Source organism: Prescottella soli, assembly GCF_040024445.1.
Classification (GTDB): domain Bacteria; phylum Actinomycetota; class Actinomycetes; order Mycobacteriales; family Mycobacteriaceae; genus Prescottella; species Prescottella soli.
Genome location: NZ_CP157276.1, coordinates 1,587,469 through 1,611,985, shown reverse-complemented (window position 1 = coordinate 1,611,985; position 24,517 = coordinate 1,587,469). Strand labels below are relative to the sequence as shown.

Sequence of the window (24,517 nt, the reverse complement as noted above, 5' to 3'; positions counted from 1 at the left end):
TGCGCCCCACCACGCGTCGGCGCGCCTGAGGGGCGTCGCCGCGAGCGGGTGCGACCCTCGATCCGATGACTTCTCTGCTTGCTCGCGGCACCCGCCGCGATACTTCCGGCCGCCCCGACCCCACGTCCGAGCAGGTGCGTGCACTGGTCGGGGTGGCGCTGCGCCCCACCGGCGTCTCGATCGTCCTGATCAGCGCGGCCGTGCTCGTCACCTTGGTGTCGTCGAACAGCGACCTGACAGGTGCGGTCGGTGCCATCGCGGCGAGCTGGCTGGCGCTGCACCAGGTGCCGCTGACCATCACCGACGCACCTCTCGGGATTCTTCCGCTGCTGCCGACGGCGCTGCTCGTGTGGGCCGTCGCGCGCGGCTGTGCCCGGGCGATGACCCCGCGGTCGACCCTGCGGGACGCGGCGCGCGTCGTCGCAGCCGCGGTCGCCGGTCCGCTGGCGGCGACGCTGATAGCGCTAGCGGTGATCACCGACGCCACCGTCGTGATCCCGTTGGCGGCGCCGAGCGCGCTCGAGGCCCTCGTAGGCGTCGTGGGCATCCATCTCGTCGCGGCGTGCGCCGGAGTCGCGGTGGTGATCGGTCGGCCCGAGTGCGCCCGGTTGGGTGCCCCGGATTGGCTGCCCTCCGCCGCCGGGCCCGCCGCGCGCGCGGCAGGACTGCTCTTCGCGGCCGGTGCCGCCGCGACGGTCGCGTCGCTGGTGTGGTCGTGGTCCGAGGTCGGTGGCCTTCTGGACGACAATTCCGGATTCGTCGGGGTCCTCGGCCTGACCGTGCTCTCGGTGTTGTACCTGCCGAACGTCGCGGTCGGTGCCGTCGCGGTGCTCGTCGGCGGCACCGCACACGCGGGCGGGACGGCGGTCAGCGTCTTCGAGGTCGTCGCCGGGCCGGTGCCGCCGGTCCCGGTGCTCGGCGGTGTCCCCACCGCGCTGGTCGGCAGCGCGTGGCCCGTCCTGCTCGTCGTACCGGTGACGGTGGGGGCCCTGCTCGGCCGGGACTGTGGGCGGTTGCGCCTGCCTGCGGCGGAGACCGCGTACACGGTCCTGTGCGCCGCGGCGGGCGTCGGTGTGTCGGCCGCGGTGGTCGGTGCCCTGGCGGGCGGCGACATCGGGTCGTACGGGTTCGTGGGGGTCGAACCCCTCGCCTTCGGCCTGGTCACGTTCGGCTGGCTGGCCGTACCGGGTGTCCTCGTCGGGGTGCTCCTCGCGCGTCGGGTCGGCACCGAATCCGCCGGTGACGAGGCGGAGACGACGGCCGGGGAAGGTACAACGCCCGAGACGGCGGCCAGTGAGCCGAGCTTCGAGGTCAAGCGACTCGAGCGTCCTGCGATGCGGTACCGGTCGGAGCCCGTTCCCGAGCTGGAGCAGTCGGCCGCGGAGACGACGGAGACGACGGAGACGGTCGTCGACGCCGAGATCGTGTCGGAGCCGACGGACCCGGTCGTGGTGGGCGAGTCCGCCACCGGGGAGGCCGCAGACCCGGTGCAGACGGTCGAGGCCGTTGTCGACGCGGTCGTCGAGGAGCCGGAGAACGACGCCGCGGAGGGCGCCGAGTCCGCCGAAGGCGACCTGCCGGACGGTCCGGTGACCCCCAGCGACTAGGCTCTTACCCGGCCCGTGATGCGGCCGGAACCGTCTCGAAAATCAGGAGTAGTGCGCTGACTGCCACGCGTGACCAGCTGCGGCCCACAGTGCCCGCTCGGATCGTCGTACTCGCATCGGGGACGGGCAGCCTGCTGCAGGCGCTCATCGCCGCCACGCGCGCCGACGGGTACCCCGCGACCATCGTCGCGGTCGGTGTCGACCGCGACTGCGCTGCGACCGAGCACGCCGCCGACGCCGGTATCGCGCACTTCCGCGTCGCGCTGCGCGATCACGCCGACCGTGCCGAGTGGGACCTGGCGCTCACCGAGGCCGTCTCCGCGCACCAGCCCGACATCGTCGTCAGCGCCGGTTTCATGAAGATCCTCGGCCCCGCGTTCCTCGGGCGCTTCGGTGGCCGCATCATCAACACGCACCCCGCGCTGCTGCCGTCGTTCCCGGGTGCACACGCGGTGCGTGACGCGCTCGCGTACGGCGTCAAGGTGACCGGCTCGACGGTCCACCTGGTCGACGACGGCATCGACACCGGCCCGATCCTGGCGCAGGAACCCGTCGCGGTCCACGCCGGCGACGACGAGGCGACCTTGCACGAGCGCATCAAGACTGTTGAACGACGACTGCTGGCCGAGGTCGTGGCCGCTGTCGCCCTCCGAGGTGTTGTTTCCGATGGACGAAAGGCCGTGATCCCCAGTGAGTGAACGCAAGGCTGTGCGCCGCGCACTCGTCAGCGTCTACGACAAGACCGGCCTGGTCGAACTGGCCACCGGCCTGCACCAGGCCGGCGTGGAGCTGGTCTCCACCGGCTCCACCGCAGCCAAGATCGCCGACGCCGGCATCCCGGTCACCAAGGTCGAGGACCTGACCGGCTTCCCCGAGTGCCTCGAGGGCCGCGTCAAGACGCTGCACCCCCGCGTGCACGCCGGCGTCCTCGCCGACACCCGCAAGCCGGAGCACCTCGCGCAGCTCGAGGAGCTGGGCATCGAGGCGTTCCAGCTGGTGGTCGTCAACCTGTACCCGTTCACGCAGACCGTCGCGTCGGGTGCCACCCCGGACGAGTGCGTCGAGCAGATCGACATCGGCGGCCCGTCGATGGTCCGCGCTGCCGCGAAGAACCATCCGTCTGTCGCGGTCGTCGTGGACCCGAAGAAGTATGAGGGCGTCCTCGCTGCGGTCGAGGCCGGTGGCTTCAACCTCTTCGAACGCACCGCGCTGGCCGCACAGGCGTTCCAGCACACCGCGTCCTACGATGTCGCGGTCGCGTCCTGGATGACGGAGACGCTGATCGAGTCGGACGAGCAGTTCCCGCGGTGGATCGGCGCGACGTGGGAGCGTTCCGCGGTGCTGCGCTACGGCGAGAACCCGCACCAGGCGGCGGCGCTGTACGACAGCCCGGCCGGCCCGGCGGGCCTCGCGCAGGCGAAGCAGTTGCACGGCAAGGAGATGTCGTACAACAACTACACCGACGGTGACGCCGCGTGGCGCGCCGCGTTCGACCATGCCGAGCCTGCTGTCGCGATCATCAAGCACGCCAACCCGTGTGGCATCGCGGTCGGCGCCGACATCGCCGAGGCGCACCGCAAGGCGCACGCGTGCGACCCGGTCAGCGCGTTCGGTGGCGTCATCGCCGCCAACCGTGAGGTCACGGTCGAGATGGCCGAGCAGGTCGCGGACATCTTCACCGAGGTCATCATCGCCCCGTCGTACGCGCCGGGTGCCGTCGAGGTGCTGACTCGCAAGAAGAACATCCGCGTGCTCGAAGCTGCCGCGCCCACCGCGACCGGCATCGAACTGCGCCCGATCTCCGGCGGCACGCTGCTGCAGGAGCGCGACGTCCTCGACGCCGACGGCGACAACCCGGCCAACTGGACGCTCGTCGTCGGTGAGGCCGCGGACGAGAAGACCCTCGCGGACCTCGAATTCGCGTGGCGCGCATGCCGTGCCGTGAAGTCCAACGCGATCCTGCTCGCCAACGACGGCGCCTCGGTGGGCGTCGGCATGGGCCAGGTCAACCGCGTCGACTCCGCGCACCTCGCGGTGCAGCGTGCCGGTGACCGTGCCAAGGGTTCGGTGGCCGCGTCCGACGCGTTCTTCCCGTTCCCCGACGGCCTGCAGGTTCTGCTCGACGCCGGTGTCCGCGCCGTCGTCCAGCCGGGTGGTTCGGTTCGCGACAACGAGGTCATCGAGGCCGCCCGCGAGGCCGGTGTCACGCTCTACCTGACCGGTGCGCGCCACTTCGCGCACTGATCGACTGCTCTACTGCGCTCCCTCGTCCGGGGTTCGCGTGCCGTTCAGGCCGCGAGTCCGGACGGGGGAGCGTCGTGCTGTGCGGAGGCGAGCAGCGCGCGGGCGCTGGCGTCGTCGGTGCCCGAGATGACCAGGCGCGCCGCGCCGCGGGCGAGCAGTTCGCTGAGCAGCGCCGCCGCGCCGTCGTGACCGGGGTCGACGTGACGCAGATCGATCGTGACGACCTGACCGGACAGATCGCCGGGCAGGTCCTGGGTGGTGGTGCCGGTAGTACCGAGACGAAGCTTCATGTGGTTCTCCTGACTGGAAGCAAATAAAAGAAAAGGCACCCGAGGCGGTGTGCCTTCGGGTGCCCGAGAGAGGTTCCGGTTACGGGGAACTCGTCTCTCGGGGCCACCTGAAGAAGGCTGCGTGGCTGGGCCACGCCGGTACGGCGAAAAATACGTGCTTCGAAACGTGCTTGGCATATGCATGCTTCATGGCAATTGCCGAGTCTTTCGACTGCATCGCGACCGTACCTTTCTCGTGTGTGCCCGTCGGTTAACGGAGAACCATACAGCAGTGTCCGCCCGGCGACATCTCGGTTTTTCGCCGAGCGTGTCGCCCGGGCCACCGGACGTGACGTCAGAGGCTGCGGAGCCAGCCCTCGAATCCGCTCGTGAACTCGGTCGACCACGGCAGCGGCTCGATGTAGTCGGCACCGGTGGAGGCCGCGGCGCCGATCTCCTTGAGCACGTGGTTGGCCGTCGTCATCCGCACCGAGGTGAGAGCGGTGTGGGACAGGGCGGCGTCGAGGGCGTCGACGTCGCTGCTGATCAGCTGGATGTCCTTGGCGGAGCAGCTCGTCACCACTGGCAGTCCGGCGGGCAGGCGTCCCGCGAGCTCACGCGGATCGAGCGCATCCTCCTCCGCGAGAGCCCGCGCGTTCGCCGGCACCAGACCGGCCGCGCGCAGCGGATCGGGCAGGTCGTCGCTGAGTGTGGCGTCGGTGCGCAGCGACTCGACGGCACCGGCCAGTGCCAGGCGCAGTTCGTCGGCCAGTTCGACCGGCAGCTGCCCGGCCCCGACGACCGCGGTGAGCTGGCTGTCGATCTGCGTGGTCAACAGGTCCAGCAGCCGCACCGCGAGCGGCTCGAGCAGGCCGACACCCGCGACGTTCGCGCCGCTGTCGGCGAGGGCGAGCGCGATGAGGGCGCCCTCGCTGTGGCCGACGACGTACACCCGCTCCGGGTCGACGGCGGCCCGGCCGGCGAGGAAGGTCACTGCTGCGGCTGCGGACTCGGTGAACACCGAGAAGCCGAGGTCGCCGATGTCCTCGAGCTCGTACGGGCCGAGCCCGGTGGTGCCGCTGCCGAGCTTGTCGTAGCGCAGGCTCGCGAACCCGTGCTGCTCGAGCAGGTCTGCGAGGAACTCGAGCGTGCCGATGGAGCCCGGCAGCAGCGCGCTGTCGCCGTTGCGGTCGGTGGGCCCGCTGCCGGCGAGCAGCAGCACGGCGGGCACGGGGGAGTCCTCGCCGGCGCCCGCCGGCAGGCGCAGGCTGCCGTGCAGCGTGATGGCGCCGGTGGTGAACGTGATCTCGAAGTCGGCCATGACGTGTGTTTATCAGAGCCGGGTGACCGCGGGTGCGCACGGCGGCTGTCCGGGTGCCGAATCGCCAGAACGCTCGTAACGTGGAGTGGTGACTGCCACACCGCCTGCGCATCTGCCCCGGACTCTCGGCGAACTCCGCGCGTCCGGCCACGTCCAGCGTTCGGTCAAGGACGAGATGCGGGAGAACCTGCTCGCCGCCCTGCGTGACGGGATCGATCCGTGGCCCGGCATCGTCGGCTTCGAGGAGACGGTGCTGCCGCAACTCGAGCGCGCCCTCATCGCCGGTCACGACGTCGTGCTGCTCGGCGAGCGCGGGCAGGGTAAGACGCGCCTGCTTCGCACCCTGTACCTGCTGCTCGACGAGTGGACACCGGTGATCGCCGGTTCCGAACTGGGCGAGCACCCGTACGAGCCGATTACGCCGATCTCGTTGCGGCGGGCGGCGGAACTGGGGGACACGCTGCCGGTCGCGTGGGAGCACCGCAGCGAGCGGTACGCGGAGAAGCTCGCGACGCCGGACACCTCGGTCGCGGACCTCGTCGGCGACGTCGACCCGATCAAGGTCGCGGAGGGACGCAGCCTCGGCGACCCGGAGACCATCCACTTCGGCCTGGTGCCGCGCGCCCATCGCGGCATCGTCGCGATCAACGAGCTACCGGACCTGGCCGAGCGGATCCAGGTGTCGCTGCTGAACGTCATGGAGGAGCGCGACATCCAGGTCCGCGGCTACACGCTGCGGCTGCCGCTCGACGTGCTGCTGGTGGCCAGCGCGAACCCGGAGGACTACACCAACCGCGGCCGGATCATCACCCCGCTCAAGGACCGGTTCGGCGCCGAGATCCGCACCCACTACCCGTCGCTGGTCGAGGACGAGATCGCGGTGATCCAGCAGGAGGCGAACCTGCAGGCCGTCGTCCCGCACCACCTGCTCGAGGTCCTGGCCCGGTTCACCCGGCTGCTGCGCGAGTCCACGTCGGTGGACCAGCGGTCGGGGGTGTCGGCCCGCTTCGCGGTGGCCGGCGCCGAGACGGTGAGCGCGGCTGCGGTGCACCGCAGTGCGGTGCTCGGCGAGGCGGAGTCGGTGGCCCGACCGATCGACCTCGGCACGATCGTCGAGGTGCTGCGCGGCAAGGTCGAGTTCGAATCCGGCGAGGAGGGGCGCGAGCTCGAGATCCTCGAGCACCTGCTCCGGCGCGCGACCGCGGACACGGCCCGCATCCGGCTCGGCGGGATCGACCTCGCGCCGCTCGTGACCGCGGTGGAGCTGGGACAGCCGGTGGTGACCGGCGAACGGGTCACCGCCAAGGCGTTGCTCGGCGAGCTACCCGAACTCGAGGTGCTCGACGAGGTCGCCCAGCGGCTCGGTGCCCGGACCGACGGAGAGCGGGCGTCCGCCGCCGAACTCGCGCTCGAGGGGTTGTACCTGGCCCGGCGAATCTCGAAGAACCCCGACGAGAACGGTCAGGCTGTCTACTCGTAGGCGGGATTCGGACAGGGAGGCACCATGTCTCGCGGCGCACGCTACGGCCCGTACGAGGGCGGCGACCCGCTGGCCCCGCCGGTGGATCTGCGCGAGGCGCTGGCCGCGATCGGCGACGACGTGCTCGAGGGCGCGTCGCCGCGGCAGGCGCTGCGGGAGCTGCTGCGCCGCGGGTTCGGGGAGCGTCGCGGCCTCGACGACCTGGCGGCGCAGGCGAACCGGCGTCGACGAGAACTACTGCAGCGCAACAATCTCGGTGGGACGCTCGACGAGGTGCGAGAGCTCCTCGACCGCGCCGTGCTCGAGGAGCGCAAGACCCTCGCCCGAGCCCTCGACGACGACGCCCGGTTCGCGGAGATGCGGATGGAGGAGCTGCCGCCGTCGACGGCGCAGGCCGTCGCCGACCTCGCCGACTACGACTGGCGCAGCAGCCAGGCCCGGGAGGACTACGAGAAGATCCGCGACCTGTTGGGGCGCGAGCTGCTCGACCAACGGTTCGACGGGATGAAGCGGCAGCTCGAAGGCGCCACCGACGCGGACCGCGAACGCATCCGGGAGATGCTCGAGGACCTGAACTCGTTGCTGGACAGTCACGCCCGTGGTGAGGACACCACCGAACAGTTCCGGGACTTCATGAACCGACACGGCGAGTTCTTCCCGGAGAACCCGCGCAACACCGACGAGCTGCTGGACTCGCTGGCCCGACGGGCCGCGGCGGCGCAGCGGCTGCGGAACTCGCTCACCCCCGACCAGCGCGCGGAGCTGGACGCGTTGGCGCAGCAGGCCTTCGGTGATCCGTCGCTGATGAACCAGCTGGACCGCCTCGACTCGCACCTGCAGGCGGCGCGGCCCGGCGAGGACTGGACCGGGTCGGCGCAGTTCCGCGGCGACGAGGGACTGGGACTGGGGGCGGGGACGTCGGCGATCGCGGACGTCGCCGACCTGGAACGGCTGTCGGAGCAACTGTCGCAACAGTATCCGGGAGCCCAGCTCGACGACATCGACACCGAGACGCTGGCGCGGCAGCTCGGCGACCAGGCGGTGGCCGACGAGCGCACCCTCGCGGACCTCGAACGGGCACTGCAGCAGCAGGGGTTCTTCGACCGTGCCCCGGACGGCCAGTGGCGGCTGTCGCCCAAGGCGATGCGCCAACTGGGCCAGACGTGGCTGAGGGACGTCGCCGGACGTCTTGCGCACCGCGGTGGCCAGCGGGATACCCGCCGCGCCGGCTCGATGGGCGAGCCGACGGGCGCGTCGCGGCCGTGGGAATTCGGCGACACCGAACCGTGGGACGTCACGCGAACCCTCACCAACGCGATCCTGCGCGAGCCGGGCCGGATGCCGGTGCGGATGACGGTGGCGGACGTCGAGGTCGCCGAGACCGAGCAGCGCGCGCAGGCGGCGGTGGCGCTGCTGGTGGACACGTCGTTCTCGATGGTGATGGACGGACGCTGGGTGCCGATGAAGCGCACCGCGCTGGCGCTGAACCATCTGGTGACCACGCGGTTCCGGGGAGATGCGTTGCAGCTCATCGGGTTCGGCCGCTACGCCCAGACCCTGTCGGCGGCCGAACTCGCGGGCCTGGACGGGGCGTGGGACCAGGGCACCAACCTGCACCACGCACTGCTGCTCGCGGCGCGGCACCTGCGACGGCACCCGAATGCGCAGCCCGTCGTGCTGATCGTCACCGACGGCGAGCCCACCGCCCACCTCGAACCCGACGGGCAGGCGTTCTTCGACTACCCGCCGAGCGCGCGCACCCTGGGCCTGACGGTGCGCGAACTCGACACCCTCGCCCGCCTCGGCGCACAGGTCACCATCTTCCGGCTCGGCGACGACCCGGGACTCGCCCGCGTCGTCGACCGGATGGCGGAGCGGGTCGGCGGCCGCGTCGTGGCACCCGACCTCGACGGGCTGGGCGCCGCGGTCGTCAGCGACTACATGCGGATGCGCCGACCCGGCCGGTGACCCGGGACGTCAGGCGTGGGCGGCGATCTGGATGAGGTTGCCGCACGTGTCGTCGAAGACCGCGGTGGTGACCGGCCCCATCGCGAGTGGTTCCTGCGTGAACACGACGCCGAGTGCCTTCAGGCGCTCGTACTCCGCGTGGACGTCGTCGACGGCGAAGGACGTGCACGGGATCCCGTCCGCCACGAGGCCCTGCTTGTAGGCCTGGGCGGCCGGGTGCTCGTCCGGTTCGAGGACCAGTTCGGTGCCGTCGGGATTCTCGGGGGACACGACGGTGAGCCACTTGTGCTGTCCCAGAGGGACTTCGGTCTTCTTCACGAAGCCGAGGACGTCGGTGTAGAACGCGAGCGCCTTGTCCTGGTCGTCGACGTGCACGCTGGTCAGGTTGATCCTCATTGCGTCTCTTCCTCTCTGTCGCGGTGGGGTGCGGGTATCGGCCAGCGGTCGACGATCGTCCGCAGCGGGGTGGTGTCGAGGTGGTGGAACTTGTAGCGGCCCTCGCGGCGGGTCCGGAGGAGGCCGGCGTCCTCGAGCACCGTGAGGTGCTGGGAGACGGCCTGCCGGGACGATCCGAATCCGTGTTTGGTGACCAGGCGGGTGCACAGTTCGAACAGCGTCTGCCCGTCCCGGTCGATGAGCTCGTCGAGGATCGCACGTCGCGTCGGGTCCGCCAGCGCTCTGAACAGGTCACCCACGACCGAAACGATAGGCAAGTGGTTGCTTGCATGTCAATGGGTCGGTCCGGCCACCATCGGTCATTCGACCGATGGTGTCGGTGTGACCGCGGTCATAGCGTGGCGTTCGTCTCCGAAACACGTCACCGGAAGGGCGGTTCCCATGAACACATCGGGTCTGGGGTGGATGTCGGCAACCGAGATGGCCGCACAGGTCGCCTCGAAGAAGTTGTCGCCCAACGAGATCGCCGAGGAGATGATCCGTCGGGTCGACGAGGTCAATCCGTCCGTCAACGCGATCGTGCACTTCGACGCCGACCAGGTGCGTCGGGACGCCGGCGAACTGACGCGCGCGCAGGACAGCGGCGAACCGTTGGGTCCGTTGCACGGCGTCCCGTTCACGATCAAAGACCTCACCGACGTCCGAGGCCTCCCGACGACGTTCGGCCTGAAGCCCATGCGCGACAACATCGCCGAGCGCGACGCGGTGATCGTCACCCGGCTGCGGCAGGCCGGTGGCCTCTACCTCGGCAAGACCAACACCCCCGAGAGCGGCTACTACGGCGGTACCGACAACCACCTGTTCGGCCCCACCCACAACCCGTGGAAGCCCGGCCACACCGCCGGCGGATCCAGCGGTGGTGCGGCCGCGGCCGTCGCTGCCGGACTGGGCCCGCTGGCCGAGGGCAGCGACGGCGCCGGGTCGGTGCGGATCCCGTCGGCGCTGTGCGGAGTCGTCGGACTCAAGCCGACGACCGGCGTGATCCCGCAGACGATCCTGCCGGGCCGCTACAACAACTGGGCCTACCACGGCCCCATCACCCGGACCGTCGCCGACAACGCGCTGATGCTCGACGTCCTTGCCGGGCCCGATCATTCGGATCCGCTGAGCATCGAGCGCGTCGAGTCGTCGTACGTCGAGGCGGCGCGGGGCGGCATCGACGGACTGCGGGTCGCGTGGTCGCCGAACCTCGGCCTCGGCCACGTGGAACCGGATGTCGCGGCGGTGTGTGCCGAGGCGGTCGCGTGTTTCGAGGACTTGGGCGCCAAGGTCGTCGAGGCGACGCCGGAATGGGGTGACCCGTCGGAGGCGATGTGGCACGGCATCTGGGTGCCCGGATTCGCCGGCGAGCACGACATGCTCGACTGGGACTCGCTGCACGGCCAGGTCGACGACAACCTGATCGAACTGATCCACGAGGGCCGTCGCCTCACCGGGGTGGACTACGGTCGCGCCGACGCGTTCCGCGGCCGGATGTGGGACACCTGGACCGAGTTCATGAACGACTACGACGTCCTGATCTCGCCGACCCTCGCGTCCGCGACGTTCCCGCTGACCCAGTTCGCGCCCGACTGGTTGCAGGGCAAGTCGCTGCGCGAGCAGTTGCTCGACTGGCTGCTGACCTACCCATACAACATGCTGAACAATCCGGCGATCACGGTGCCGGCCGGATTCACCGCGGACGGGCGACCCGTCGGCCTGCAGATCGCGGCGCGGCACCGGCAGGACGCACTGGCGCTGCGGGTCGCAGCCAACCTCGAGCAGGCGCGGCCGTGGGCGGACCGTCGTCCTGTGGCGTAGGTCACCGGTAGATTCGGCGCCATGAACGAGCGGTGCGAGGCGGCGGCCGGAGACCGGGACCTGATGTCGTCCCGATCCCCGGTCACCGTCGCGCACGGCCTGCTCTCGCGGTGGGCGGGCGAACTCGGCTACGTCGCCGCCGCGATCACGTACCGCCGCCGCGGCGATCGGACGCACCGGGTGCTCGCCAACGGCGGCTACGCGCCGCCGGTCGCGGAGTACCTCGCGGGTGAGTTCGTCGACGACACCCGGACCTTCGACCACATCCGGGTGGCGTCGGGCCGGCCCGTGTGCTGGGAGGACGTCCCCGACTTCGAGCGCACCCCCGCCGTGGAAGACGTGTTGCGGCCCTCCGGATTCCGGGAGGGGTCGTCGGTGGCGCTCAATCTGGAGCGGGGGCAGGTCACCAGCGTCCTGCACGTGAGTTTCACCCGCCCGCAGGTGGATTCGACGGTGCGGTCCGGAATCGAGGCGCTCGCGCACCAGTGCCGCCGCATCGTCGCGGATCAGAGTGATCGTGAGTCGTTCCGGCTCAGCGGCCGAGAGCACCAGATCCTCGCGCTCGTCGCACTGGGCGCGAGCAATGCCGAGATCGCGGCGGAACTGACGATCAGCAGGCGCACCGTGGCGACGCACCTGGAGAACATCTTCACCAAGACCGGGACACGGTCCCGCGTGCGGGTCGCGGTGCGCGCCACCGAACTGGGCATTCTCTGAGCCGGTCGGCTCAGGTCAACAGTGCCGCGACCAGCGCGATCGCGGGGATGGAGGCGAGGGTCGTGACGAAAGCTGCGTCGCGGGCGAGGACCATGCCCCGCTGGTACCGGCTGGCGTAGACGAACACGTTCTGGGCGGTCGGCAGCGTCGAGATGACGACGATCGCGAACAGTTCGTGGCCGTCGAGTCCGAGGACGAACCGAGCCATCAGGTAGCCGAGGACCGGCTGCAGGAAGATCTTGAGCACCGACGCGAGCGCGACGTCGCGGCGCGGGCTCGCACCCTTCTCCAGGACCCGCACCCCGTACAGCGACAGTCCGAACGCCAGCAACGCACCGGGAACGGAGGCACCGCCGATGAGCTGGAACGGCTGCATCAGCGCCTCGGGCGGCGTCCACCCCGACACCGCGACGGCCAGGCCGGCGGCACCGGCAAGCACGATCGGGTTCTTGAACGGCGCGGTGATCGTCTCGAGCCGGGAGGAGCCCTGACGCATCGTGCTGATGTCGAGCACGGTCAGTGCGATCGGCGAGAAGATCATGATCTGGAACAGCAGCAGCGGCGCGACGAACGACGCGTCACCGAGCACGAACACCGCGATCGGGATGCCGAGGTTCGCGGAGTTCACGTACGACGACGCGAGCGCGCCGACCGTCAACTCCGGCAGCGGTCGGCGCAGCCACAGACGCGCGATCACCAGATAGACGCCGGCGACGACGAAGGCGGTGGTCGCCGCGACCGCGAGCGTGGGGGAGAAGACCACCGACAGATCCGAGTTCGCGAGGGTGTCGAACAGCAGCGCCGGCGTCGCGACGAAGAACACCAGTCGGCTCAGGACGAACTGCCCGTGGTCCCCGAGAGTGCCGCTGCGACCGAGGAAGTACCCGATCGCGATGACGACGAAGATAACCGTGAAACCCGCGACCACACCCGACACGTCGCGGGGCACCTCCAAAAACCGAACCGAAACTCGGCGGAAAGTCTAGACCTACTCGAGGCGGAAGATGCCGGCGGCGGAGTCGAAGTGGACCCGCGGCGAGTCGAACGCCCGCCGGATCGCGCCGGACGCGACGAGCGTGGCGGGGGTGCCGTCGACGACGGAGCCGTCGCCCGCGGCCAGCCAGACGTGCTGCGACGTCCGCAGCACCAGCTCCACGTCGTGCGTCGAGAGCAGCACGGTGATGCCGGCGTCGTCGGCGATCTCCGCGAGCAGCGCCAACAGCTCCACGCGGGCCGCGACGTCGAGGAAGGCGCTCGGCTCGTCGAGCACCAGCAGCGACGGCTGCTGCACCAGGGCCCGCGCGATCAGGACCCGCTGGCGCTGGCCGTCGGACATCTGGTGCAGCCGGACGTCGGCGAGGTGCGCGGCGCCCATCCGCTCGAGGCTGTCGTCGATCAGTTGCTGCTCGGCCGCGCTGAGCCGCGACGCGAAGCCCTGGTGCGGCAGCCTGCCGAGCGCAGCCACCTCGCCGCCGGTGAGCAGGCCGGCATCCACGCGGTCGGTGAGGACCACCGCGATCCGCCGGGCCCGCTGCGCCGGCGGCAGCGCGGTGACGTCGGCGCCGTCGAGGCGCACCGCCCCGCCGAGGACCCGCTGCAGCCCCGCGACCGACCGCAGCAGCGTCGACTTGCCGGCGCCGTTGGGACCCAGCAACGCCGTCACCTGCCCGGCGTGCGCGGTCAGATTCAGATCCGTGAGCACGGTGCGGGGAGGACGGCCGGGGTAGCCGACGGTCACGCCGTCGAGCACGAGCGTCACGCTGCCACACCCGCTTTCGCGCGACGCGAGCGCAGCAGCACCAGGATGACGACCGGGGCGCCGACGAGCGCGGTGACGACGTTGAGTGGCAGCACGCCGTCGCGTCCGGGCAGCTGCGCCACCACCGAGCACAGCAGCGACACAGCAGCACCCATCAGCACCGCCCCGGGCAGCAGCACCCGGTGATCCGACGTGCCCAGCGCGAGTCGGGCCAGGTGCGGGACCGCGATGCCGAGGAAGGCGATGGGTCCGCAGAACGCCGTGACCGCACCCGCGAGCAGGGCGGACGCGGTGATCGCGACGGCCCGGGTGCGCAGCAGGTGCACGCCCATCGAGCTGGCGTAGTCCTCGCCGAGCAGCATCGCGTTGAGTGGCCGCACCAGCGTCGTCGCCAGCGCCAGGCCGACGAGCACCACGGGCACCAGAACCCGCAGGTCCGACCACGACGCGCCCGCGTACGAGCCGAGGCTCCACAGGATGAACTGCTGCATCTGGGCGGGCTGCGAGAACGCGACCAGCAGGGAGACCACGGCGCTGGTGACCGAGCCGACCATGACTCCGACGATCAGCAGCGTCACCACCGACTGGACCCACCGCGAGATCGCGAGCACCACCAGCAGCACCGCGAGCGCGCCCAGCGCTGCGGCCGACGCGATCCCGAGCCGGCCGGTACCGGCCACGGCCGCGAACACGCCCGCCCCGGCGCCCGAGCCGAGCACGACGAGCGCGACACCGAGGCTCGCGCCCGACGACACCCCGAGGATGTACGGGTCGGCGAGCGGGTTCGCGAACAGCGTCTGCATCAGCAGGCCCGCGACGGCGAGCGCGGCACCCGCGCACGCCGCCGTCACGACACGGGGCAGGCGGATGTCCTCGATGAGCGTGGTCCAGCGGGCAGAACCTGCGTCGCCGGTGAACAGGTAACGGACGGTCGCGTCGAACGGGATCGTCACCGAACCCACCGACACCGCCAGCACGGTCGCCGCGACGAGGAGCGCGACCAGCGCGGTGACGGCGGCTGCGGTGCGATTCACTGCAGGTGGCGGTAGAAGGTGAACTCGTGGCCGGGCAGCAGTTCCGGGTGCGCGATCGCGATGAGGTCGGCCAGCACCAGGTCGGGCCGCAGGACACCCTGTTCGTAGATGTCGAGGGCGCCGGTGTCGGTCACGCGCGCCGACGACGTCCACACCTGGCCGTCCCGGAACGCGGCGAACTCGGCCAGTCGCGGTTCGGCGGCGATCGCCTCGGCCTTGGTCGTGTTCGAGGAGGTGCTGATCGCGAGGGGGATGTCGCCGGCCATCGCGAACACTGTCTCGAGGTCGGTCTGCAGGCTGCCGGTGCCCGGCTCGGCCATCCATGGATGCGTGATGCGGGCTGTGGCGTACAGGTCGTTGGAGTAGCTGGCCAGCGGCACCGACCAGGAGCCCTGGTAGGGCAGGCCCGGGACGATCGGCACGGGCGCGGCGTTCGCGGCCATGGTCGTGTACTTGTCGTAGTCGGCGACGATGCCGTCGAACGTCTCGGTGGCCTGCTTCTCGGTGCCGGTCAGCGCGGCGAAGAACTTGATCCACTCGGCCCGGCCCAGCGGGTTCGTCTCGAGCCAGTCGTAGTCGGCGAGGACGGGGACCTTGGCGCGCTCGATCACCGCGTACGCGGGATCCGTGAAGCCGCCGGTGACGAACACCTGCGGGGCGTGGGCGACGACTGCCTCGGCGTCGACCTGGCCGGCGGTCGCGAACTGCACGACGCCGTCGTTCGCGATGTGGTTGCGCGCGGCGTCACTGTAGACGTAGTCGGCGTTCGCGAAGCCGGTGACGGCGTCGAGCTTGCCGAGCGCCTCGAGGCTCGGCAGGTGCGTCGTGGATTCGGCGAACAGGTCCGTCACCGGGGTGGTGACCTGCTGGGCGCCCGCCAGGTCGCCCTTCATGTCGGGCGCCGGGGCGCCGCACTTGTTGAGCACGTACGTCTCGTCCGCCTGCCCGGGCTGCCGGACGGTGAGCACCTGATACGAGTTGTGGTACTCGATGTCGAAGTTCTGTGCGTACTCGACGGTCTGCTTGTCCGGGAAGTAGTCGACGCTGGGGTCGAAGTCGGTGATGCAGTCGGCAGCACCGGACGTCGAGGTCGTGGAGTCGGACGAGCAGGCCGCGAGACCACCCACGGTGAGGGCGGCCGCGGCGAGGAAGGCAGCGGTACGAATCGAAAACGACACCTGGAGAATCTAACGCTATGCCGAACGCGCGAGGCCGCGCAGTCTCTGCGACTGCGCGGCCTCGCGCGTGATCTGTCGGGGTGCTACCGGCTGGTGAACGGAAGCAGTGCCATCTCGCGGGCGTTCTTCACCGCGATGGCGACCTGACGCTGCTGCTGCGGGGTCAGGCCGGTGACGCGGCGGCTGCGGATCTTGCCGCGATCGGAGATGAACGTGCGGAGCAGGTTGACGTCCTTGTAGTCGACGGTCTCGATGCCCGCGGCGATCAGCGGGTTCTTCTTGGGGCGGCGGCCCTGCTCGCTGCGCGCCTTCTTCGACGGTGCCCTCTTGACTGCCATTGCTCTTCCTTACCAGCTCGACTTGTGTACGCCTGGCAGTTCCCCGCGGTGGGCCATCTCGCGTACCCGCACGCGGGAAAGACCGAACTTTCGCAGGTGACCGCGCGGACGTCCATCCGCAGCGTCTCGGTTGCGCAATCGTACCGGACTCGCATCCCGCGGCAGCCCTGCCAGCCGGGACTGTGCGACGGCGCGTTCCTCGGGCGAACTCGAGGGTCGGCGGATCGTCTCCTTCAGTTCGGCCCGCAGCGCTGCATAGCGGGCGACGATCACCTTGCGCTGCTCGTTTCGGGCGATCTTCGACTTCTTGGCCATGCCCTCAGCGCTCCTCTCGGAACTCGACGTGCCGACGCACCACCGGGTCGTAGCGGCGCAGCACCAGCCGGTCCGGGTCGTTGCGTCGGTTCTTCCGAGTGTAGTACCGGTAGCCGGTCCCCGTCGTGGAGACGAGCTTCACCAACGGGCGGATCTCGTTGCGTGCCATGGGTTTCAGACCTTCTCTCCGGCGGCCCGCATCCGGGCGACGACGGCTTCGATGCCGTCGCGGTCGATCGTTCGCATGCCCTTCGGGGTCAGGCGCAGGGTGATCCGGCGGCCCTCGCCGGGCAGGAAGTACGTCTTGGTCTGGATGTTCGGGTTCCAGCGCCGGTTCGTGCGGCGGTGGGAGTGCGAGACGGACCGACCGAATCCTGGTCGTCTTCCGGTCACCTGGCAGTGAGCGGACATGGGTGCTCCTTTCCGGCCGGGACGGCCAGTTAATGAAAATGGTTGTCGTTAGTCGCTCGATGAGTGTAGTCTCGCAAATCGTTAATGACAATCGTTTTCGAAAGGGGCTCGATTGTGGCTGCGAAGCCGGACGGCCGCACCCCGCTGATCGTGGTGAGCGGATGGAGCGGGCCGGTCCACGAGACCGCGCAGTCGTTCCTGGGCGACGGTGACACCCGCACGGTCGTGGTCCGTCACCATCTCGACGAACTCGGCCAAGGCGTGCTTCGCCGGACCGTCACGACGGGGTCGGTGGCCGCGCCGCAGGTGACCACGGAGATCCTCGAACTGGCGCACGGGTGCGTGTCGTGCACGCTGCGTTACGACCTCCTGCCGCTGCTGCGGAAGTTGCATGCGCGCAGCTCGGTCGGCCGCATCGTCCTCGAGCTCGACCCGGTGCTCGAGCCGGAAGCGGTCTGTTGGGCCGTGGAGAACGTCCCGGTGGTGGGCGTCGTCGGGCAGCTCGACGGGCCCGCGAGCCGCGACGTCCGCGTCGAAGCAGTGGTGGCGTGCCTCGACACTCACGCGTGGTGGGAGGCGGTGACCGGCGACGAGGACCTAGACGACGACCGGACCGTCGCCCAGGTGGCGGTCGGTCAGGCGGCGTTCGCCGATGCGCTCGTCGTCGACGAGCGGGGCGCCGACACCTGGCTGACGTACAAGACCTCGGCGGTGCTCGCGCGACTCGCGCCCGGTGCGCCGACCACCGCCGTGCCCGACGGTCCCGCGCTGCTGACGCGCATCGGTGCCGACGCCCGCCGCGGCCGGGTCGACGGCGCCCACTCGCCGCTGCTCCGGGGGCGTCCGCCCCTCGACGCCGACGCCGGCGTCGCGCTCGTCGAATTCACCGCGCGGCGACCGTTCCACCCGGGACGGTTGCACGAGGCGATCGACGTCCTGCTCGACGGCGTCGTCACCGCGCGCGGCCGGCTCTGGCTCGCCACCCGCTCCGACGTCGCGCTGTGGCTCGAATCGGCGGGCGGGGGACTGCGGGTCGCCGCGGCCGACCGCTGGCTCGCCGACATGGACGACGACGAACGGTGCGACGTCGACCCCGAACGGCGGGCGCTCGCCGCCCTCGGCTGGGACGAGCGGTTCGGCGACCGGGGCACCTCGATCGTCGTCCTCGTCCACGACGCCGACCCCACTGCCGTCACCTCGGCGCTCGACTGGGCGCTGCTCACCGAACGTGAACTCGCCGAAGAGGAGTCGTGGCCCACGTGGGACGACCCGTTCGGCGAGTTCCACGCCGACCCGTGCGCCCCGACCGCTCTGGGCGCACTCGAGAAGAACGGAGAAGCGACATCGTGAAACAAGGCATCCACCCCGACTACCGGCCGGTGGTGTTCCAGGACGCGAACACCGGCACCGCCTTCCTCACACGGTCCACGGCCCGCAGCGAGCGCAGCGTGGAATGGGAGGACGGCCACCGCTACCCGCTCGTGGTCGTCGACGTCACCAGCACATCCCACCCGTTCTGGACGGGCGCGGACCGCATCGTCGACACCATGGGCCGCGTCGAGAAGTTCGAGCGCAGGTACGGCCGCCGCGTGCGTCGCGCATCCGAGGAGGGCTGAGCGATGGCGGTACCCAAGCGGCGCATGTCCCGCGCCAACACCCGCAGCAGGCGGTCGCAGTGGAAGGCGGCCGTTCCCGACCTGGTGACCGTCAGCGTCGACGGGCAGACGTTCCGCGTCCCCCGGCGGCTGGTTCGCGCCGTCCAACTCGGAGTGGTGGACCCGGGGCGTCTGTGATCGCAACCGGCGGGGCCGTGCGACCCTGTCCGCGTGTTGCTGAAGATCCTCGAGCTGGTGGGCATCGTGGCGTTCGCCGCATCGGGAGCCCTGGTGGGAGTGAGCAAGCGCTTCGACATCTTCGGGGTGGTGGTCGTCGGCGTGTTCACCGGCATCGGCGGAGGCATCGTCCGTGACCTGCTGCTCGGGATCCATCCGCCGACGTCGCTGACCAGCTGGCCGCTGTTCGGGACGGCGGCGGCGACATCGGCGATCGTGTTCTTCGTGCACTCCGCGCTGGGGAAGCTGCGGCGCGAGATCCTCGTGCTCGACGCCCTCGGCATGGGCTTGTTCGCGAGCACGGGCGCGACGATCGCGGTCGAGGCCGGCGCGGGCCCGCTCGCGTCGGCCCTGATCGGGGCCACCGCCGCGATCGGCGGCGGCATTCTGCGCGACGTGCTGGTCAACGAGGTCCCGCTGCTGCTGCACCGCGACCTGTACGCGATTCCGGCGCTGCTGGGGGCCACGCTGGTCGTGGCGGGGACATCGGTGGGCATGTCCTACAACGCGGTCCTGGTGCTCGGAACGGTCGTTGCGACGACGTTCCGACTGGTCGCGATGTGGCGGCGCTGGAGCCTGCCGGGCCCCCGGATACCCCTCGACTGAGCCGACACGCGGGTGTGTTCCGCGGGACCTCTCAGCGGGATCTCAGTCGCTCAGGCCAAAATGTCGGCATGCGCATTTTGGTGGTCGACGACGACCGGGCGGTCCGCGAGTCGCTTCGGCGGTCCCTCAGCTTCAACGGCTACAACGTCGATCTCGCCGTCGACGGAGTAGATGCGCTCGAGAAGGTGGCCGCATCACGCCCGGACGCGCTGGTGCTCGACGTCATGATGCCGCGCCTCGACGGGCTCGAGGTGTGCCGTCGGCTCCGCAGCACGGGCGACGACCTCCCCATTCTCGTTCTCACGGCGCGTGATTCGGTGTCCGAGCGGGTGGCCGGACTCGACGCCGGCGCCGACGACTACCTGCCCAAGCCGTTCGCACTCGAAGAACTGTTGGCGCGACTGCGCGCACTACTGCGCCGCGCGACACCCGCAGCCGGGGACGACTCGGAGTCGATGAAGTTCGAGGATCTGACGCTCGACCCGGTCACCCGCGAGGTGACCCGGGGCGGCCGCTCGATCAGTCTCACCCGCACCGAGTTCGCGCTGCTCGAGATGCTGATGGCGAACCCGCGCCGGGTGCTCTCGCGCAGCCGGATCCTCGAGGAGGTGTGGGGCTACGACTTCCCGACGTCTGGCAACGCGCTCGAGGTGTACGTGGGCTACCTGCGCCGCAAGACCGAGGCCGACGGCGAGCCCCGGCTGATCCACACGGTCCGCGGAGTCGGCTACGTCCTGCGGGAGACTCCTCCGTGATGGTCACCCCCTTCGGCCGGGCGGGTGCCGGGCCCCACGGCCAGCAGACGCCGAACGGCCCGATGCCACCACCCCGGCACGAGATGCGGCCGCCGATGCCGCTCACCCGGTCGGTGTCGCTGCGGTGGCGTGTGACGCTGCTCGCGGCGTCGGTCGTCGCCATCGCGGTGGCCGTCATGGCCGTCGCCGCCTACGCGGTGGTGTCGCGCGCCCTGTACGCCGACGTCGACAAGCAGTTGCAGTCGCGCGCGTCGGCGATCGTCGACAACGACCTCATCACGTTCGACCCGCGGTACGTCGCGGGCGCGACGCTGTACACGAGCGACATCAGCGTGGCGCTGATCTTCCCGGACCTGAACAAGTACATCCCGCCGGGATCGGTCGTGCCGATCGGTCCGCCCGAACTGGCGGTGGCGCGCGGCCAGGGTGACTTCTCGCTGCGGACCGTGGAGGGCAACCGAGTGTTGGCCGAGCGCACGCGCGACGGCAGCACCCTGGTGATCGCGCAGCGGCTACAGCCCACCAAGGACGTCCTCGACCGCCTCGCGTGGGTGCTGTTCGTCGTCGGCGGCTGCGGCGTCGTGCTGGCGGCGGCCGCCGGAACGACCGTCGGCCGGACCGGTCTGAGACCGATCGGAAGACTCACAGCGGCGACCGAACGCGTCGCCCGCACCGACGACCTCACGCCGATCCCGGTCACCGGCAACGACGAACTGGCCCGGCTGACAGTGAGTTTCAACACGATGCTGCGCGCGTTGGCCGAGTCGCGGGCGCGGCAGGGGCGGCTCGTCGCCGACGCCGGCCACGAGCTCCGCACCCCGCTGACGTCGCTGCGCACCAACATGGAGCTGCTGATCGCGTCGAGTCGCCCGGGGGCACCGCACATCCCGGACCAGGACATGGCCGAACTCCGCGCGGACGTCATGGCGCAGATCGAGGAGCTGTCCACCCTCGTCGGCGATCTCGTGGACCTCGCCCGCGAGGACGCGCCGGAGACGATCTTCGAACTCGTCGACCTGCGTGAGGTCGTGGAGCGGTCGCTGGAGAAGGCCCGACGGCGGCGCAACGAGATCGACTTCGAGGCCGTCACCACGCCGTGGTTCGTCTACGGGGACCAGGCCGGGCTGTCCCGTGCGGTGCTCAACGTCCTCGACAACGCGGCGAAGTGGAGCCCGTCCGGCGAGCGCGTCGACGTCACCATGCGGCAGATCGGGGACCGGTTGCTCGAGCTCACCGTCGACGACGCCGGCCCCGGCATCCCGATCGAGGAGCGGGAGCTGGTCTTCGAGCGGTTCTACCGTGCCACCGCATCGCGGTCGATGCCCGGATCGGGACTGGGCCTGGCGATCGTCCGGCAGGTGGTCGTCAAGCACGGCGGCACGATCGCAGTCGAGACGTCCGATCGCGGCGGCGCCCGCATCCGCATCGTGCTGCCGGGCGAACCGGACGCCGACATCCGCTGATCCGGCCCGTCCGGCCGTCCGGTGTGTGAGCGAGGTGGTATTCGCAGCAATGACACGGGAAATTGAAAGCGGCGTCTCAGCGGCCTCTCAGCCGTACCCGGCAATCTGAAGTCAACGACCGGACCAGAGCCGCCCACCAAGGCGGTCACGAACGAAGGCGGTGCGATGACCGACGACCGTAACCCCAACGGTGGCCCCGATCAGGGGGCTCCGCAGCACGGCAATCCCCAGCAGGGCAATCCCCAGCAGGGCACTCCCGCGCAGGGCACTCCGTATCAGGCGCCCGGACACCAGTCCGTGCCGCAGGATCCGTGGCGTTACCAGCCGCAGACCCCCGGCTACCCGGGTGCTGCGGGCCAGCACGACCAGGGCTACACCCAGCCCGGCTACCAGGCGGGATACCAGCCGACCGAGCAGTTCCCCGGCGTCGGAACGACGGGGACCCTGCCGACGACGGGTGCGCCGGTCACCACCCCGCCGCGACGGGTGGGACGGACCACGCTCGTCGCCGGCGCCATCGCCCTGGCCCTGGTCAGCGGTGGTATCGGCGGTGCCGTCGGCTCGCTGGCGACGTCGTCGAACAGCGGGAGCAACGCCCCGGTGTCGAACGCGCTCGACGCCCCCAAAGCGAGCACCAGCCCGGCCTCGAACGCGCCGGAGGGCTCCGTGCAGTCGGTCGCGGCCAAGGTCGTGCCGAGCGTCGTGCAGATCCAGGTCGCCGGCAGCCGGGGCGAGGGCGAGGGATCCGGCGTGATTCTCTCGTCTGACGGCCTGATCATGACCAACAACCACGTGGTCTCCGGCGGCGGGCCCGACGGCAAGCTGATGGTCGCGTTCGCGGACGGCTCCACGGCGCCCGCAACCCTGGTGGGGACGGACCCGACGTCCGACATCGCGGTCATCAAGGTCCAGGGCAAGACGGACCTGACCCCGATCGAGCTGGGCAACTCCGATGGTGTGCAGGTGGGCGAGCAGGTCGTCGCGATCGGCTCGCCGCTCGGCCTCGCCGGCACCGTCACGTCGGGCATCGTCTCGGCGCTCGACCGGCCGGTGTCGACCAGCGGTGAGTCCGGAAACCAGAACACCGTCATCGACGCGATCCAGACCGATGCCGCGATCAACCCCGGCAACTCGGGTGGCGCGCTGGTGAACATGAACGGCCAGCTCATCGGCATCAACACCGCGATCGCGACCGCCGGCGGTCAGGGCGGATCGATCGGTCTCGGCTTCGCGATCCCGGTCGACCAGGCCCGACGGGTCGCCGACGAACTCGTCAAGACCGGCAAGGCCACGCAGGCGATCATCGGCGTGCAGGTGTCGGCCAAGGAATCCACGGGCGGCGCGCCGATCGTCGACGTCACGCCCGGAGGCCCGGCCGACAAGGCCGGTATCCCCAAGGGCGTTGTCGTCACCAAGGTCGACGACCGGGTCGTCACGACCGGTGACTCGTTGATCGCGGCCATCCGGTCCCACGCCCCGGGCGACACCGTGAAGGTGACGTACAAGGACTCCGCGGGCAACAGCAAGACCGTCGACGTCCAGCTCGGAACCCAGACCCAGGGCGGTCGTTGATGGAATCTGGTCACCGACGGCCCCCGGCACGGATTCTCAGGCCGCTCCCGACGGTGTCGGGCGGGCTGCCGGGGGCTGCCACTACGGTAGGGACCATGGAACTCGAAGCACCGCTCGCCGGACGTGCGCTCGTCGTGATCGTCGATGACCGAACCGCACACGGTAACGTCGACTCGACCGGACCGCTCGTGACCGAACTGCTCACCGAGGCAGGATTCCTGGTGGACGCGACGGTCGCGGTCACCGCCGACGAGGTGGAGATCCGCAACGCGCTCAACACCGCGGTGATCGGTGGCGTCGATCTGGTGATCTCCGTCGGCGGCACCGGGGTCTCGCCGCGCGACGTGACGCCGGACGCCACCGCCGAGGTGCTCGATCGGGAGCTGCCGGGAATCAGCGAGGCACTGCGGTCCTCGGGCCTCGCGGCCGGCGCGGTCGACGCCGTCATCTCGCGGGGGCTCGTCGGGATCTCGGGCAGCACCCTCGTGGTCAACCTCGCGTCGTCGCGGGCCGCGGTGCGCGACGGCATGGCGACGCTGACGCCGTTGGCGAGCCACGTCATCGGCCAGCTGTCGAGCATCGACGAGTAGGACGGCACGAACAGACATGTCGGAGGAACAGACGGACACCGGCTCGTCGGCAGAGAGCCGGTCGTCCGCGGCTTCAAGGCGGGCCCGCATCGATCGAGCCCGACTGGACGCCATCTTCGGAACCGTTCTGCCGGAGCAGACCTCCGACGAACGCTCCAGGGACGGTGCGTCCTCCTCGGACGGCGGCCAGGACGACTGGCTACGGCGGCAGGTGCCGCCGCACCACGGCTGACCGGCGCTCCGCCCCCGACAGCGAGACGACAACGGCGAAGGAGCCCATCCGAATCCGATCGGATGGGCTCCTTCCTCGTTCTGGATCGAGCGGCTAATCGAGAATCCGGGTGTGCTTTCCGTCCTGCGAGTCCCCGGCCGCCTCGCCGATGCGGCCCTCCGCCAGGATGTCGCGGATCTGGATGAGCAGATCGGCCTCACTCGCCTTCGTGTCTTCTTCCTCGGTCGCGAAGCGGGCCTTGACGGCGTTCGCCGGCACGATGAGCACGAAGTAGACGACCGCGGCGATGATGACGAAATTGATGACCGCGGTGATTACGGCGCCGAGGTTGACGTACGTCGCCTCGTTTCCGGCGATGATGTGGAAACCCAACCCGTACTCCTTGGAGCCGCCGACGGCCGCCACGAGCGGATTGACGATGTTGCTGGTGAACGCGGTCACGATCGCGGTGAACGCGGCGCCGACGACGACCGCGACCGCGAGATCCAGGACGCTCCCGCGGAGCAGGAAGTCCTTGAAGCCCTTGAGCATGTGATGTCCCTCTGTGTGTATATCCCGACCGAGGCGAGG

29 protein-coding genes are annotated in these 24,517 nt (G+C 70.4%); 16 read left to right on the top strand and 13 right to left on the bottom strand.

The features are described from left to right. The first annotated feature begins 65 nt into the window (after positions 1 to 65). From ABI214_RS07550 to purH, 3 genes are all read left to right on the top strand, one after another. Positions 66 to 1,607, top strand: a complete 1,542-nt coding sequence (locus ABI214_RS07550; RefSeq protein ID WP_348608153.1) for a cell division protein PerM — start codon at positions 66 to 68, stop codon at positions 1,605 to 1,607. A gap of 89 nt (positions 1,608 to 1,696) precedes the next feature. Beyond that, complete coding sequence (purN, locus tag ABI214_RS07545; RefSeq protein WP_348608150.1) at positions 1,697 to 2,305, top strand: phosphoribosylglycinamide formyltransferase; 609 nt, start codon at positions 1,697 to 1,699, stop codon at positions 2,303 to 2,305. Continuing rightward, complete coding sequence (gene purH / locus ABI214_RS07540) at positions 2,298 to 3,851, top strand: bifunctional phosphoribosylaminoimidazolecarboxamide formyltransferase/IMP cyclohydrolase (protein ID WP_348608147.1); 1,554 nt, start codon at positions 2,298 to 2,300, stop codon at positions 3,849 to 3,851. The genes purN and purH overlap by 8 nt, the downstream gene beginning before the upstream one ends. A gap of 44 nt (positions 3,852 to 3,895) precedes the next feature. On the opposite strand, the gene ABI214_RS07535 is transcribed toward purH, so the two are convergent. Continuing rightward, positions 3,896 to 4,141, bottom strand: a complete 246-nt coding sequence (locus ABI214_RS07535; RefSeq protein WP_348608144.1) for a hypothetical protein — start codon at positions 4,139 to 4,141, stop codon at positions 3,896 to 3,898. A 334-nt stretch (positions 4,142 to 4,475) separates the two neighbouring features. Then, the gene (locus ABI214_RS07530; protein WP_348608141.1) at positions 4,476 to 5,441 is read right to left on the bottom strand and encodes an alpha/beta hydrolase family protein; all 966 of its coding nucleotides are present in this window, start codon (positions 5,439 to 5,441) and stop codon (positions 4,476 to 4,478) included. 85 nt (positions 5,442 to 5,526) lie between these two features. On the opposite strand from ABI214_RS07530, the gene ABI214_RS07525 reads away from it, so the two are divergent. Both ABI214_RS07525 and ABI214_RS07520 read left to right on the top strand, forming a co-directional pair. Then, positions 5,527 to 6,921 (top strand): ATP-binding protein, encoded by a 1,395-nt coding sequence (locus ABI214_RS07525; RefSeq protein WP_408585967.1) that lies wholly within the window; start codon positions 5,527 to 5,529, stop codon positions 6,919 to 6,921. A gap of 24 nt (positions 6,922 to 6,945) precedes the next feature. After that, positions 6,946 to 8,889, top strand: a complete 1,944-nt coding sequence (locus ABI214_RS07520; protein WP_348608135.1) for a vWA domain-containing protein — start codon at positions 6,946 to 6,948, stop codon at positions 8,887 to 8,889. A 9-nt stretch (positions 8,890 to 8,898) separates the two neighbouring features. On the opposite strand, the gene ABI214_RS07515 is transcribed toward ABI214_RS07520, so the two are convergent. Together ABI214_RS07515 and ABI214_RS07510 are read right to left on the bottom strand one after the other, a co-directional pair. Beyond that, entirely contained in the window at positions 8,899 to 9,285 is a 387-nt protein-coding gene (locus ABI214_RS07515) for a VOC family protein (RefSeq protein WP_348608132.1), read from the bottom strand. Beyond that, complete coding sequence (locus tag ABI214_RS07510; RefSeq protein WP_348608130.1) at positions 9,282 to 9,584, bottom strand: ArsR/SmtB family transcription factor; 303 nt, start codon at positions 9,582 to 9,584, stop codon at positions 9,282 to 9,284. Before ABI214_RS07510 ends, ABI214_RS07515 begins: the two co-directional genes overlap by 4 nt. 142 nt (positions 9,585 to 9,726) lie before the next feature. Here ABI214_RS07510 and ABI214_RS07505 point away from each other — a divergent pair, with 142 nt between their 5' ends. Both ABI214_RS07505 and ABI214_RS07500 read left to right on the top strand, forming a co-directional pair. After that, complete coding sequence (locus ABI214_RS07505; protein ID WP_348608127.1) at positions 9,727 to 11,145, top strand: amidase; 1,419 nt, start codon at positions 9,727 to 9,729, stop codon at positions 11,143 to 11,145. Between the two features lie 21 nt (positions 11,146 to 11,166). Beyond that, positions 11,167 to 11,862, top strand: coding sequence for a response regulator transcription factor (locus ABI214_RS07500; RefSeq protein WP_348608125.1), 696 nt, complete (start codon positions 11,167 to 11,169; stop codon positions 11,860 to 11,862). 10 nt (positions 11,863 to 11,872) lie between these two features. Here ABI214_RS07500 and ABI214_RS07495 read toward each other — a convergent pair whose 3' ends face one another. The 8 genes from ABI214_RS07495 to rpmB form a co-directional block, all read right to left on the bottom strand. Further along, on the bottom strand, positions 11,873 to 12,799 hold the full coding sequence (locus tag ABI214_RS07495) for an AEC family transporter (protein WP_348608123.1): 927 nt from the start codon (positions 12,797 to 12,799) through the stop codon (positions 11,873 to 11,875). Between the two features lie 51 nt (positions 12,800 to 12,850). After that, positions 12,851 to 13,621 carry an ABC transporter ATP-binding protein gene (locus tag ABI214_RS07490; RefSeq protein ID WP_348608120.1) on the bottom strand — a complete coding sequence of 257 codons (771 nt, stop codon included), beginning with the start codon at positions 13,619 to 13,621 and terminating at the stop codon, positions 12,851 to 12,853. Then, positions 13,618 to 14,655 carry an iron ABC transporter permease gene (locus ABI214_RS07485; RefSeq protein ID WP_348608118.1) on the bottom strand — a complete coding sequence of 346 codons (1,038 nt, stop codon included), beginning with the start codon at positions 14,653 to 14,655 and terminating at the stop codon, positions 13,618 to 13,620. Before ABI214_RS07485 ends, ABI214_RS07490 begins: the two co-directional genes overlap by 4 nt. Beyond that, entirely contained in the window at positions 14,652 to 15,833 is a 1,182-nt protein-coding gene (locus ABI214_RS07480) for an ABC transporter substrate-binding protein (protein WP_348608115.1), read from the bottom strand. The genes ABI214_RS07485 and ABI214_RS07480 overlap by 4 nt, the downstream gene beginning before the upstream one ends. 83 nt (positions 15,834 to 15,916) lie before the next feature. After that, on the bottom strand, positions 15,917 to 16,171 hold the full coding sequence (gene rpsR, locus ABI214_RS07475) for a 30S ribosomal protein S18 (RefSeq protein WP_348608112.1): 255 nt from the start codon (positions 16,169 to 16,171) through the stop codon (positions 15,917 to 15,919). A gap of 9 nt (positions 16,172 to 16,180) precedes the next feature. Continuing rightward, positions 16,181 to 16,486 (bottom strand): 30S ribosomal protein S14, encoded by a 306-nt coding sequence (gene rpsN / locus ABI214_RS07470; RefSeq protein ID WP_348608109.1) that lies wholly within the window; start codon positions 16,484 to 16,486, stop codon positions 16,181 to 16,183. 4 nt (positions 16,487 to 16,490) lie between these two features. Further along, complete coding sequence (gene rpmG, locus ABI214_RS07465) at positions 16,491 to 16,655, bottom strand: 50S ribosomal protein L33 (RefSeq protein ID WP_348608105.1); 165 nt, start codon at positions 16,653 to 16,655, stop codon at positions 16,491 to 16,493. 5 nt (positions 16,656 to 16,660) lie between these two features. Continuing rightward, a complete protein-coding gene (gene rpmB, locus ABI214_RS07460) occupies positions 16,661 to 16,897 on the bottom strand; it encodes a 50S ribosomal protein L28 (protein ID WP_348608102.1) in 237 nt (78 codons plus the stop codon). Between the two features lie 114 nt (positions 16,898 to 17,011). Between rpmB and mrf the strand changes: the two genes are divergently transcribed. The 9 genes from mrf to ABI214_RS07415 all read left to right on the top strand — a co-directional run bounded on the left by mrf (position 17,012) and on the right by ABI214_RS07415 (position 23,947). Next, positions 17,012 to 18,247 (top strand): ribosome hibernation factor-recruiting GTPase MRF, encoded by a 1,236-nt coding sequence (mrf, locus tag ABI214_RS07455; protein ID WP_431357155.1) that lies wholly within the window; start codon positions 17,012 to 17,014, stop codon positions 18,245 to 18,247. Continuing rightward, the gene (locus tag ABI214_RS07450; RefSeq protein ID WP_348608095.1) at positions 18,244 to 18,513 is read left to right on the top strand and encodes a type B 50S ribosomal protein L31; all 270 of its coding nucleotides are present in this window, start codon (positions 18,244 to 18,246) and stop codon (positions 18,511 to 18,513) included. Before mrf ends, ABI214_RS07450 begins: the two co-directional genes overlap by 4 nt. 3 nt (positions 18,514 to 18,516) lie before the next feature. Continuing rightward, positions 18,517 to 18,690 (top strand): 50S ribosomal protein L32, encoded by a 174-nt coding sequence (gene rpmF / locus ABI214_RS07445; protein WP_348608092.1) that lies wholly within the window; start codon positions 18,517 to 18,519, stop codon positions 18,688 to 18,690. Between the two features lie 33 nt (positions 18,691 to 18,723). Beyond that, the gene (locus ABI214_RS07440; protein WP_348608089.1) at positions 18,724 to 19,335 is read left to right on the top strand and encodes a trimeric intracellular cation channel family protein; all 612 of its coding nucleotides are present in this window, start codon (positions 18,724 to 18,726) and stop codon (positions 19,333 to 19,335) included. Between the two features lie 68 nt (positions 19,336 to 19,403). Continuing rightward, positions 19,404 to 20,090, top strand: coding sequence for a response regulator transcription factor (locus ABI214_RS07435; protein WP_348608085.1), 687 nt, complete (start codon positions 19,404 to 19,406; stop codon positions 20,088 to 20,090). Then, positions 20,090 to 21,553, top strand: a complete 1,464-nt coding sequence (locus tag ABI214_RS07430) for a HAMP domain-containing sensor histidine kinase (RefSeq protein WP_408586131.1) — start codon at positions 20,090 to 20,092, stop codon at positions 21,551 to 21,553. Before ABI214_RS07435 ends, ABI214_RS07430 begins: the two co-directional genes overlap by 1 nt. Positions 21,554 to 21,718: 165 nt before the next feature. Further along, positions 21,719 to 23,125: a S1C family serine protease gene (locus tag ABI214_RS07425; RefSeq protein WP_348608082.1), complete on the top strand. Its 1,407-nt coding sequence runs from the start codon at positions 21,719 to 21,721 to the stop codon at positions 23,123 to 23,125. A gap of 95 nt (positions 23,126 to 23,220) precedes the next feature. Then, complete coding sequence (locus tag ABI214_RS07420; RefSeq protein ID WP_348608079.1) at positions 23,221 to 23,715, top strand: MogA/MoaB family molybdenum cofactor biosynthesis protein; 495 nt, start codon at positions 23,221 to 23,223, stop codon at positions 23,713 to 23,715. 16 nt (positions 23,716 to 23,731) lie between these two features. Beyond that, positions 23,732 to 23,947 carry a hypothetical protein gene (locus ABI214_RS07415; RefSeq protein ID WP_348608076.1) on the top strand — a complete coding sequence of 72 codons (216 nt, stop codon included), beginning with the start codon at positions 23,732 to 23,734 and terminating at the stop codon, positions 23,945 to 23,947. Positions 23,948 to 24,040: 93 nt separating this feature from the next. Here ABI214_RS07415 and mscL read toward each other — a convergent pair whose 3' ends face one another. Further along, the gene (gene mscL, locus ABI214_RS07410) at positions 24,041 to 24,478 is read right to left on the bottom strand and encodes a large conductance mechanosensitive channel protein MscL (RefSeq protein WP_348608073.1); all 438 of its coding nucleotides are present in this window, start codon (positions 24,476 to 24,478) and stop codon (positions 24,041 to 24,043) included. Positions 24,479 to 24,517 lie beyond the last annotated feature (39 nt).